The organism is Glaciihabitans sp. GrIS 2.15, from assembly GCF_035984695.1.
GTDB lineage: Bacteria > Actinomycetota > Actinomycetes > Actinomycetales > Microbacteriaceae > Lacisediminihabitans.
The window spans coordinates 184557-196315 of sequence record NZ_JAXCHU010000008.1 but is presented as its reverse complement, the minus strand read 5'-3'; the positions used below and the strand labels follow the sequence as shown (position 1 = coordinate 196315).

Below are 11759 nucleotides of genomic sequence, written 5' to 3'. Positions count from 1 at the left end.
GAAAGTGAACAATCGCAGGTTCGGTGCAGGTACTGTCGCGTACCCTTGAGGCATGACGATCACTGCCCCGAGCACCGCCTCTCGCACCGCCCTGCAATTCAGGGTCGCCGACCTCTCCCTCGCCGAAGCCGGGCGCCACCAGTTCCGACTTGCCGAAAACGAGATGCCCGGCCTTATGGCCCTCCGCGAGGAATTCGGCGAGTCGAAGCCGCTCGCTGGCGCACGCATCGCCGGGTCGCTCCACATGACCGTGCAGACTGGAGTGCTCATCGAAACTCTCGTGGCGCTCGGCGCGCAGGTGCGCTGGGCCAGTTGTAACATCTTCTCGACCCAGGACGAGGCGGCGGCAGCCATTGCCATCGGCCCGACGGGCACCGTCGAGAATCCGGCCGGTTCTCCTGTCTTCGCCTGGAAAGGGGAGACGCTCGAGGAATACTGGTGGTGCACGACCCAGATTTTCGACTGGTCAGCGGAGGGCTTCAGCGGCCCGAACATGATTCTCGACGACGGTGGTGATGCAACAATCCTCGTGCATAAGGGTCGTGAATACGAGCTTGCCGGCGCGGTTCCGGATGCTGCGACGGATGACACCCATGAATGGCGAGTGATCCTCGACACCCTTCGCTCATCGCTCGCGTCCTCCTCGGATCGGTGGACCACCATCGCCGCCGACATCATGGGCGTCACCGAGGAGACCACCACTGGCGTGCACCGCCTCTATGAGCTCGCCAAGGCTGGGGAGCTGCAGTTCGCCGCCATCAACGTGAACGACTCCGTCACCAAGAGCAAATTCGATAACAAGTACGGCATCCGCCACTCGCTACCGGACGGCCTCAATCGCGCCACTGACGCGCTCATCGGCGGCAAGGTCGTCTTCGTCGCCGGCTACGGCGATGTGGGAAAGGGTGCCGCTGAGGCGCTCAAGGGCCAGGGTGCTCGCGTCATCGTGAGCGAGATCGACCCGATCAATGCACTGCAGGCGGCAATGGACGGGTTCCAGGTCACCACTATCGAGGATGTCCTGGGCGACGTGGACATCTTCGTCACCGGTACCGGCAACGAGAACGTGCTCACCGTTGACCACATGCTCGGGATGAAGCACCTCGCGATCGTCGCAAATGTCGGACACTTCGACAACGAGATCGACATCGCCGGTCTCGAGAAGCTTGCGGGCACCGAGAAGATCGAAATCAAGCCACAGGTACACGAGTGGCGGCTGCCGTCCGGCCGCAGCATCCTCGTGCTGTCTGAAGGCCGCCTGATGAACTTGGGCAATGCCACCGGGCACCCCTCCTTCGTTATGAGCACATCGTTCACCAACCAGGTGCTCGCCCAAATCGAGCTGTACGCCCACGGTGAGAACTACGAGCGCAAGGTCTATGTGCTGCCGAAATACCTCGACGAGAAGGTGGCCCGCCTGCACCTCGATGCCCTCGGAGTGAAGCTCACGGTGCTCAGCGGCCAGCAAGCCGCCTACATCGGTGTGCCAGTCGAGGGACCGTACAAGGTGGACCACTACCGATACTGATCATCTCCGGCTCGCTCGCCAGCAGGAACCACCGAGCGGAATGCGACGATGCGATTCACCCCTCGGGGCGAGTCGCATCGTCGTTTCGACAGGGAGTCGACCCTAGGCTGTGTCAGGTCAGGCCGAATCCCTGAACAAGGGAATTGAGTCATGACCATCGATAAGAACCGACATCTCGCGCTCGACATCATTCCGTTTTCGATGCCATTCAGCAGCGGGAATGAGCTGGCCAACGTGTCTGAGGTGCTTCGTTCCGGCCATGTCCACGGCGACGGCATCTTCACCGCCCGGGCCACCGAACGGCTGGTCGAAATCACCTCGGCTGATCACGTGCTCCTGACCACATCGGGAACACACGCTCTCGAAATGGCAAGCTACCTCCTCGGCATGGGCAAGGGCGACGAAGTCATCCTGCCGAGTTTCACCTTCCCATCGGCGGCGGATGCTGTGGCGCGCACCGGAGCGACCTGCGTGTTTGTCGACATCGACCCTGCCACCGGCAATATCGATCCACAGCAGGTGAGTGAGGCAATCGGGCCCCGCACCAAAGCCATCTCCATCATGCATTACGGCGGCGTTCCGGTGGATGTCGATGCGATTCTGTCAATCGCTCGAAATTACGACCTTCCGGTCATTGAAGACAATGCCCACGGGCTCGGCGGAAGCATCGGAGAGCACAGGCTCGGGACGGTCGGCATTCTTGCCGCCCAGAGTTTTCACGACACGAAGAATGTGCACTCCGGCGAGGGTGGCGCCCTTCTCATCAATGATCCCTCGTTGGTGGAGCGTGCGGAGATCATGCGGGAGAAGGGCACCAATCGGTCCCAGTTCCTGCGCGGCCAGGTCGATAAATACAGCTGGGTGGAGGTCGGTTCGAGTTACCTGATGAGCGAGCTCAATGCCGCTGTCCTCGACTCTCAGCTCGAGTCGTTCGACGACATCCAGCACGCGCGGTTCGGGGTCTGGGATCGTTACTCGCAGGAGCTCGAAGAGTGGTCCGCGGAAAACGGGGTGCGGCGGATGAGCCCGCCGCTCGGCATTCACTCCGCTCACGTATTTTACCTGGTCATGGCCGATTGGGAATCGCAAACTGCGCTGATCTCGCACTTGCGAGCCGCCGGCATCATCGCGACTTTCCACTACGTGCCTCTCGATTCCAGCCCGGCTGGCCGACGATACGGACGCGTATTGCAGCCTCTCACGCAGAGTGAAGACTTCTCCCGTCGGATCGTTCGGCTGCCTTTGTGGGCCGGGATGCCGGAGGACTATGTGACGAGAGTCATTGCGGCGGTCGCGGAGTTCCCGGGTCGGTAGGGTTTAACTGTGATGGATAGCCTGCATTCGAGTGTCGACATATGAACGCGCTCGGACGCGCATTCACCAGCCTGAAAACCGAAGGCGTGCGGTCGGCGGCCTGGCGAAGCGCTAAGTTCCTGGCGAACCGCTTCAGTCCATTCGTCGTGACGCCGCTCTCCTCTGTCTACCGGGAAGACGTCATCGCGGTCGACTGGACGAAGCCGAGAAACTTCAACGGCGAATCGATCGCCGGCTCGGACGGAAAATACCGGATCGCGTGGGTGATCACCCCGCCGAGCCGCACCAGCGGTGGGCACCAGAACGCGTTTCGATTCATGAGCTTCCTCGAAGAGGCCGGGCACGACCTCACGGTGTATCTGTACTCGCCCGGCAAGTTCCCGGTGGTGAACCTGGAAGAAATCCAGTCGATGATGCAGAGCATGAGTGCCTATCCCGAACTTGCCGGAGAGCTGAAGCTCTACGACCCGGCGACAGGGTTCGCGCCCGGCTACGACGCGATCGTCGCCTCCGACTGGGAGGCGACCTACGCCGCGTATCGTTACGAGGGCGCTGCGAAGCGGTTCTATTTCGCCCAGGACTTCGAACCTTTCTTCTTTGCGGAGGGCAGCGACTACGTGCTCGCGGAGAACTCGTACCGCCTCGGCTTCCACGGGATCGCGGCCGGCCAGTGGCTTGGCGAGAGGTTGCGCACCGACTATGGGATGTCGTGTGACGCGTACGACTTCGCCGTCGACACCACCCGCTACACCTTCGCAAACACCGCTCGCCGCACCGAGATCGCGTTCTACGCTCGCCCGCCGACCCCGAGACGGGCCACCGAGTTCGGCCTACTCGCGCTCAGCGAAGTCGCGAGGCTCAGGCCGGACATCACAATTAACCTCGTGGGTTGGGACATGTCGGGCTACGACGTGCCGTTCCCCTATGTGAATCACAAGGCCGTGGACATCGCCGAACTCGACGCTATCTATAACCGCTGTGCGGCAGGGCTTGTGCTCTCTCTCACCAACATGTCGTTGCTCCCCATGGAATTGATGGCAAGTGGAGTGGTGCCCGTCGTCAACGACGCCCCGAACACTCGCGGGGTGTTCGACAGTCCGGATGTGGAATACGTGCCGATGTCCCCACGAGCGATCGCTGAACGGCTGATTGCCATCGTCGACCGGCCGGATGCGGTCGAGAATGGCGCGCGAATTGCTCGGGCAGTCAGCGAGACGGACTGGTCAGATCCGGCGAGCCAGTTCATCGGCTCGTTCGAGAAGGCCATGCGGACGGCTCTCTGAGTGACCGAGCCTCTGCAACACCTCCGCCAGGTGGCATCCCTTGATGTCACCGTCGTCATCCCGACGTTGAACGGCGAACTGTATCTCGATCGTCTTCTTTCGCTGCTCGAGCGCCAGGACTTCGCTGGTTCAGTCGAAGTGCTTGTCATTGACTCCGGCTCTATTGACAGTACCCTGACAATCGTGCGCGCCCATCCGGAGGTGCGCCTGCACGAGATCCCCAATTCCGAATTCGGGCATGGAAAAACTCGGAATCTGGCCGCACAACTCGCCCGCGGGCGGGTCGTCGCGTATCTCACCCAGGATGCCCTTCCCCGCACGGCCGGGTGGCTCAGCGCTCTCGTCGCGCCGCTCGACCCCGGCGGAGCGGATGCCGTGGCGGTATTCGGCAAGCAGGAGCCCCGGCCGGGATGTTTTCCCCTGCAGAAGTATGAGATCCAGGCCGTCTTCGCGCGATTCGGCGACGAACTGGCGCTCTATCAACGCACCGAGCGGGTGCCCACCGGCTCGGAGCTGGATCTGCTTGCCTTCTATTCGGACGTCAACTCGGCCACGCGGCGGGAGTTCCTCCTCGACGTGATTCCCTACCGCGATCTGTCTTATTCCGAAGACATGGCCTTCGCCCGCGACCTGATCGAGGCCGGCTACCGTAAGGCATATTCTCCGGACGCGAGTGTCGAGCACTCCAATGACCTCAGCTTTAGCGAATATGGCAAGCGAATCTTCGACGAAACCCTTGCCATGCGCCGAGTGGATGAGAGCGCCCCGATGTATGGCTTCGGTGGCGCGGTGCTGCGGGCTGGCTACGGCATCCTGAAAGACTCGATTCGAATCATCCGTGATTCCGATTATGGGATTGGGGCGACCCTTCGGTGGCTCGTTGTGAACCCGTGGTACCACGCATCCAAGTGGCGCAACTACGGCCGCGCGGCGCGGGTGCGACTCGACGACCGCAGAACGATCGAGGCGCACTCGCTCGAGCGTGAGCGGGTGCGCCAGGCGCGACCCGATAGCTAGTCGCGCCTCCCGACCAGGAGTTTGCGCAGTCCGGGGGAAAGCGGGCCGCGCAAGCGCATCAGGCCATGGGCCGCGCCGATGACGGTCGCAACCAGCTGACGCCAGCGCAGTGGCCCCGAGACGATGGTGGTCACGGTCGGTCCGATCTCGCGCTTGATCGCCGAGAGTACCCAACGCGGGCGGATGCGGGAGTACCGCAGGAAGAGGTCGATGTTGTTACGGGTGATGAAATACCGGCGGGTAGGGCCGTGGTACTCATAGGTGCGCTGGCGTCCCCGCTCATCGAAGCGAGCGACCCCGAAGGGTCTCAGGGCGACCTGCTCGCCGAGCGAATGGCTGATATCCGTGCCAGGCCCCACAGCGATCCGGTAGCCATACTGCGCGATCCGCAGGCAGAATTCGGTGTCGACGCAATCAATGAAGAGTCGCTCATCGAAGAGGCCGCACTCTCTGAGGCACTCGGCGCTGATGAGAAAGCCCGATTGGATCGCCTCCCGCACCAGGCCGAGTCCTTCGGCCGTGTAGTGCTCGGGGATAGAGGGTTGGCCGTTCACACGGTCGGTGCAGACGACGCCGAGTCGTGTGGCCGGAGCCGCGATGCGAAAGGCCGTCGTACAGTCGGACACGTAGTGGCCAGGGAGAACCGTGTCCTGGTCGAGTGTGAGCACGAAATCGGCGTCGTCAGCGAGCGCCATTCGAATGCCGATGTTGAGTGCCGCAGCGATCCCGTCGTTGCTTGCGCTTCGAACGATTTCACAGCCGAGTTCCCCTGCCAAATCGAGGATCCCCGCCGGGTCGTCCGGGCTTCCGTCGTCCACCACGATAATCATTGCCACCTGCGGGGCGAGAGCGCGGAGGCCGACGAGCAGCGCCTCATCGGGACGAAAGGTGGGAACGACGGCCACAACCCTCTGGCCCGTCGGTCGTTCGTTTTCGGTCACACCCCATTATCGAGGGCGCACGATGCCCGACCAGCCCGCGCGTTACAGTAGGGGCTGGTGGGACAACGAGGGAAGAAGCGAGTGCCGTGACCAGTCCGAGCAGTGAATCCTGGGTCGGGCCGGAGGCCGAACTCGAGGGTGTTGGTCGCGTGCACGCTCTCGAGAACCTGCTCCAGCTCAGCGATCGCATCATGAGCCTCGAGGCAGAGCTCGCGCAGGTCAGCACAGTGCGTGTGCTCACTCCGACAGAGCAGCTCGACGCCGAGCAGCAGCTGATTGCGATGCGCGCGTCCCTGCCGTGGCGGGTCGGTCGCGTCGTCACCATCCCTCTTCGCGTCGTGCGGCGGATGCTGCGCCGGAACTCGAACCGGTGAGTGCTGCGCCGACTCTTACGATCTGGGTGGATGGCATCGGTCGTTCCCGGGCTGACGTCGAGCGGGTACTGGTCGAAAGCGCTCTGCAGGCGGCGCCGGGCACCGACTTCGTCTGTCTCGTCGCTGCCAACGAGGAGGACAGTGCGGATTGGGCGGTCGACGCTGAGGTACTACTTGTTCCGCTGCCCGACGACGACGCCGCAGTGCTGAATCGACTGCTGTCGCAGACGCGGAGTGACTGGGTTGTGTGGATCGATGCCTCGGCGCGACTGGCTCCGGGAGCACTCGCACACGTCGAGTCCGCAGTGGCGCGCTTCGACATCGATCTCCTCTACGGTGACTCGCGCCTCCCCGGTTCGCGAAGAACCCACCGACCGGCCTTCTCGACAATTCGACTCCGATCCCAGGACTATCTCGGCGATGTCCGGGGATTCCGGGTGGAAGCTCTTCTCCGGAGGGGCGGGTTCGGCGCTGGCCACGCGGGCGCACATCCCCTCGACCTCTCGTTACGGCTCGGTTCGGATGCGGCGCGCGTGCTTCGTATCCCGGAGATCCTCTCGGTCTCCGCCATGGCCATCCGACCGTCTACCGAGCGGCACCGCAAGGTCGTCGCACAATTCCTCGGTGCGAGTGACATCGTCGCGGAGGTGACCGTCGTGGCCGGGGGGCTCCAGGTGAATTACCCGCTGATGTCCGCCCCGCTCGTCTCGATCATCATTCCCACCCGGGGAAGTCGCGCAAGAATTCACGGCGCCGAGAGCGTTCTCGTGGTGGATGCCGTGCGCGGCATACTGGAGCGATCGACGTATGCCTCCCTTGAATTCGTCGTCGTCGCCGATGATGAGACACCCCAATCGGTGATCGACGACCTCGTGTGCCTCGCCGGTGACGCCCTTCGGGTCGTGCGGTGGTCCGAGGACTTCAACTTCTCGGCGAAGATGAACCGGGGCGCGATCTTTGCACGTGGTGACTACCTGGTGCTACTCAACGATGACGTCGACCTGATCACCCCTGACTGGATCGAAACAATGCTCGGCCTCGCCCAGCAACCGGGAGTCGGACTGGTCGGATCGTTGCTCTTCTTCGAAGACGGCACGGTGCAACACGGCGGACATGTCTACTCGGCGAGTTGGGCGGGACACATCGCGTTCGGGTGGCCGGCCGATCGAGACGACGACCTCGGCTCCATGGGCGTGGAGCGCGAAGTCTCCGGAGTCACCGCCGCCTGCGCAATGATCCGCGCCGACACCTTCTGGCAACTGGGGGGACTTTCGCTCGACTACGCCGGTAACTACAACGATGTGGATCTGTCTCTCAAAGTTCGGACGAGCGGCCGGAGCATCATCTGGACGCCGCACGCTCGCCTGTATCACTTCGAATCGAAGAGCAGAATTGCCACCGTCGAACCGGCAGAACTCGCGACGCTGCGTGCCCACTGGGGTACCTGGCTGCTGTCGGACCCCTACTGGCCGAGCTCGGATGGGCAGCCCTAGCGCTCGGGGAATCCGTGCGGCAGCCCTTCGAGCGCCGGCCGTAGGTGCTCAAGGCGCTGCGTCTCGAGGCTGAGGCCGGTGTACTCGCGGTCGCGGCGGAGCGCCGAGACCGCGGCGAGAAAGAGTTCGGCATCCACGGTCGGCAGCGGCGAGACGAAGCCGGATGCCTCGGTCGCGAGCGAGCGGGACATGCGGGCGCGGGCATCCGGGGTCAATCGCGACGCCTGTCGGAGGAACTGTGCAATGCGGCGCGACAAGCCGTCGGGCATCCGCGCCACATCGGCCGTCGTGGCCCAGCCGAGCAGTTCGAGGGGGACCCCGTACACGGGAGGCGTAATTTTCGAGACCCGCTCGTTTTGGCTGTAGGTGCCGGCGAGCAGGTCGCCGAGGCGTTTGGTGCGGCCGTTGAGGAGCGCCGTGACTGACGCGATGCCACCGAGGGTCGAGAACACCTCGAGCACCCCGGTGAGCGAGCGGATGAAGGCGTGACGCAATCCGATCGATCCGCCGTCGTCCCGCACGATCCGCCCGCCGACCGCGAGTTTGCCGAGCGACTTACCCTGGCTGAGGGTCTCGACGGCGGTCGGGGTGACGACCAGGCAGAAGACGAGGGCGGAGAGGGTGACTGCCTTACTGCTCGCCTCGTCGAAGAATCCGCTCAGCCAAGGAGACGTCACGGCGAGCAGGATGAGGAGCCAGAGTCCGAAGTAGGCCACGAAGTCGATCATCGCGCCGGCCGCCCGCAGAATGAAGCTTATGGGCCGCAGGTCGAGGCCAACGGCCTCGCCGGTCATCAGCTCGAGCTCATCCGAGACCTCGGGAATGCGTGCACCACCCTGCGCTGCCGTCGCCATGTCTAGTATCTAAACAGATGGATCTCGATGCATACTCCGCCGCGCACCGCGATGAGTGGGACGAGCTTGCCCGGCTCGGGGCGAAACGGAGCTTCTCAGGCAGCGAATCCGACCGGCTGATCGAGCGCTACCAGTCCGGGGCCAGCCAGCTCTCCGCGATCAAGACCACGGCGGGGCAGTCCGTGCAGGGAGATCGGTTGTCGCTGTCCTTGTCCCGCGCGCGCCTGCGCTTCACCGGCGCTGGGAGCAATGTGCTCAGCCAGCTGCCCACCTTCTTCGGGGCGCAGCTTCCTGCGGCTCTCTATCGCATCCGCTGGACCAGCCTGATCGTCGCCCTCGCCAGCGCGACCATCGCCGTGCTCTACGGGTTCTGGGCACTCAACACGCCCGGAGTGCTCTCTCACTTCGGAACCGAGGAATTTCGCAAGCAGTTCGTGGAGCAGGACTTCGTGAACTACTACTCGAATCACCCTCCCGCATCCTTCACCGGGCAGGTCTGGACGAATAACGCATGGCTCGCAGCCCAGTGTGTTGCGTTTGGCATCGTCGGTGTCGCTCCCTACGTGCTCTTCTTGAATGCGCAAACCATTGGACTCAGCGGCGCACTGATGGCCTCCCACGATCGGCTCGATGTGTTCTTTCTCTACATCGCCCCGCACGGCCAGCTCGAGCTGTACTCGATCTTCGTCGCCGGAGCGGCCGGATTGACCATCTTCTGGTCGTGGATCGCTCCCGGTGCCCGCACGCGCGGGCAGGCGCTTGCCGAGGAGGGGCGAGCACTGTTCACCGTCGCGATCGGCCTGATCCTCTCGCTTCTGGTCTCCGGCATCATCGAGGGCTTTGTCACCCGCCAGGACTGGCCCTGGGTGATCAAGATCGGAATCGGCACGGTGGCGCTCGGGTCGTTCCTGTTTTACCAGTGGGTGATCGGCCGTCGCGCTGTGCGCGCGGGCGAAACCGGTGACCTCGACGAGTTCGAGGCGGGCGCGCGGAGGATCGTCGCGGCCTGACGATTCCACCATCCAGTTTTGAGTCATTCACGATAAGTGCCATACTGGAGCGGATGGATGCCGAGCTGGGGACTGCGCTTCGTGCCGCAGGCCTGCGCGTAACGCCGGGTCGGCTCGCCGTGCTCGAGGCGTTGGAGACGCATCCGCACTCCACCGCCGAGACACTGAGAGTGGTATCCGCGGCGGGACTCTCGATCCAGTCCGTGCACAATGTGCTCGCCGATCTGACGGCGGCGCGAATGATCCGGCGTACCGAGCCGGCCGGATCCGCCGCGCTCTACGAGCGTCGAATCGGCGACAACCACTACCACGTGGTGTGCTCGGTCTGCGGAGCCGTGGCCGACGTCGACTGCATACACGGTGAGGCCCCCTGCCTCACCGCGAGCAACACCAACGGCTTCACCATCGAGGCCGCCGAAATCACTTTCTGGGGGCGCTGCCCCCTCTGCCAGCACAAAATAACCACACCGAAGGAGACAGCATCGTGACCGAACCAACAACGAGCCAGACCGGAACCCCAGTTTCAAGCGATAGCCATTCGCTCACCGCCGGAAACGACGGCGTGACCGCACTGCACGACCGTTACCTGGTCGAGAAGCTTGCACAATTCAATCGGGAGCGCATCCCGGAGCGGATCGTGCACGCCAAAGGCGGTGGGGCGTTCGGAACCTTCACCGTGACCGGAGACGTGTCGGCGTACACCAAGGCCGCGGTCTTCCAGCCGGGTGCGACGACCGAAACTCTCCAGCGCTTCTCGAGCGTCGCGGGCGAGCAGGGCAGCCCTGACACCTGGCGCGACGTGCGCGGCTTCTCGGTGAAGTTCTACACGACGGAGGGCAACTACGACATCGTCGGAAACAACACCCCGGTGTTCTTCATCCGCGACGGGCTCAAGTTTCCCGACTTCATCCACTCCCAGAAGCGCCTGCCGGGCTCTGGCCTGCGAGACGCCGACATGCAGTGGGACTTCTGGACCCTCTCGCCGGAGTCCGCTCACCAGGTGACCTACCTCATGGGAGACCGTGGTTTGCCACGTTCCTGGCGGGAGATGCCGGGCTTCGGCTCGCACACCTACCAGTGGATCAACGCGGCCGGCGAGCGATTCTGGGTCAAGTACCACTTCACCTCGAACCAGGGCAACGTGGAAATGGGCGGAGCCGAGGCCGAACTCATCGCCGGAGCGGATGCGGACTATTACCGTCGCGACCTGCATGACGCGATCAAGGCGGGCGATTTCCCCTCGTGGGACGTTCACGTGCAGGTGATGCCGTACGAAGAGGCGAAGACCTACCGTTTCAACCCCTTCGACCTCACCAAGGTCTGGCCGAAGGCGGACTATCCGCTGATCATGGTCGGCACCCACACGCTCGACCGCAACCTGGAGAACTTCTTCGCGCAGATCGAGCAGGCCGCGTTTTCGCCGGCCAACACCGTGCCCGGTATCAGCATCAGCCCAGACAAAATGCTGATGGCTCGCGTGTTTTCCTACCCGGATGCCCAGCGTTATCGAGTCGGCACCAACTATAACGAGATCCCGGTGAATGCCCCGAAGGCGGCCGTGAACAGCTACACCCAGGATGGTGCCGCACGGCACGGCTTCAAGCCGGCATTCGCTCCCGTCTACGCCCCGAACTCGTTCGGTGGACCCGTGGCGGATGTCGCTGCAGCCGGCGAGGGCACCTGGGAGAGCGATGGTGAGCTGGTTTACGCCGCCGCCAGCCTGCACGCGGAAGACGACGACTTCGGCCAGGCCGGCACGCTCTATCGCGATGTGTACGATGATGCCGCCAAGCAGCGGTTCCTCCAGACGCTGACCGGCGCGGTCGGCGGCGTGCAGAGCGCCGTGATCAAGGAACGCGCGATCCAGTACTGGACGAACGTGGATGTGACGCTCGGTGCCGCTCTTCGCGTGGAGCTCTCGGCCGCGGCGGTGCTGGTCGAGTAG

At 63.6% G+C, this 11759-nt stretch carries 11 protein-coding genes; 9 read left to right on the top strand and 2 right to left on the bottom strand.

What is annotated here, in order from left to right:
• The first annotated feature begins 52 nt into the window (after positions 1-52).
• The 4 genes from ahcY (at position 53) to RCH11_RS13050 (ending at position 5142) form a co-directional block, all read left to right on the top strand.
• Positions 53-1528, top strand: a complete 1476-nt coding sequence (ahcY, locus tag RCH11_RS13065) for an adenosylhomocysteinase (RefSeq protein ID WP_327057451.1) — start codon at positions 53-55, stop codon at positions 1526-1528.
• Between the two features lie 150 nt (positions 1529-1678).
• On the top strand, positions 1679-2842 hold the full coding sequence (gene rffA, locus RCH11_RS13060; RefSeq protein ID WP_327057450.1) for a dTDP-4-amino-4,6-dideoxygalactose transaminase: 1164 nt from the start codon (positions 1679-1681) through the stop codon (positions 2840-2842).
• A gap of 41 nt (positions 2843-2883) precedes the next feature.
• Positions 2884-4125, top strand: coding sequence for a rhamnosyltransferase WsaF family glycosyltransferase (locus tag RCH11_RS13055; protein WP_327057449.1), 1242 nt, complete (start codon positions 2884-2886; stop codon positions 4123-4125).
• Entirely contained in the window at positions 4126-5142 is a 1017-nt protein-coding gene (locus RCH11_RS13050; RefSeq protein ID WP_327057448.1) for a glycosyltransferase family 2 protein, read from the top strand.
• Here RCH11_RS13050 and RCH11_RS13045 read toward each other — a convergent pair.
• Positions 5139-6083, bottom strand: coding sequence for a glycosyltransferase (locus tag RCH11_RS13045; protein ID WP_327057447.1), 945 nt, complete (start codon positions 6081-6083; stop codon positions 5139-5141). The genes RCH11_RS13050 and RCH11_RS13045 overlap by 4 nt on opposite strands.
• Before the next feature lie 86 nt (positions 6084-6169).
• Here RCH11_RS13045 and RCH11_RS13040 point away from each other — a divergent pair, with 86 nt between their 5' ends.
• Both RCH11_RS13040 and RCH11_RS13035 read left to right on the top strand, forming a co-directional pair.
• A complete protein-coding gene (locus RCH11_RS13040; protein WP_327057446.1) occupies positions 6170-6457 on the top strand; it encodes a hypothetical protein in 288 nt (95 codons plus the stop codon).
• Positions 6454-7950: a glycosyltransferase family 2 protein gene (locus tag RCH11_RS13035; RefSeq protein ID WP_327057445.1), complete on the top strand. Its 1497-nt coding sequence runs from the start codon at positions 6454-6456 to the stop codon at positions 7948-7950. Before RCH11_RS13040 ends, RCH11_RS13035 begins: the two co-directional genes overlap by 4 nt.
• Here RCH11_RS13035 and RCH11_RS13030 read toward each other — a convergent pair.
• Complete coding sequence (locus RCH11_RS13030; protein WP_327057444.1) at positions 7947-8804, bottom strand: RDD family protein; 858 nt, start codon at positions 8802-8804, stop codon at positions 7947-7949. The genes RCH11_RS13035 and RCH11_RS13030 overlap by 4 nt on opposite strands.
• 17 nt (positions 8805-8821) lie before the next feature.
• Between RCH11_RS13030 and RCH11_RS13025 the strand changes: the two genes are divergently transcribed.
• From RCH11_RS13025 to RCH11_RS13015, 3 genes are read left to right on the top strand one after another with little or no spacing between them, the layout of a single operon-like run.
• Positions 8822-9814, top strand: coding sequence for a stage II sporulation protein M (locus RCH11_RS13025; protein WP_327057443.1), 993 nt, complete (start codon positions 8822-8824; stop codon positions 9812-9814).
• Between the two features lie 53 nt (positions 9815-9867).
• Positions 9868-10302 (top strand): Fur family transcriptional regulator, encoded by a 435-nt coding sequence (locus RCH11_RS13020; protein ID WP_327057442.1) that lies wholly within the window; start codon positions 9868-9870, stop codon positions 10300-10302.
• Positions 10296-11759, top strand: coding sequence for a catalase (locus tag RCH11_RS13015; protein ID WP_327057487.1), 1464 nt, complete (start codon positions 10296-10298; stop codon positions 11757-11759). The genes RCH11_RS13020 and RCH11_RS13015 overlap by 7 nt, the downstream gene beginning before the upstream one ends.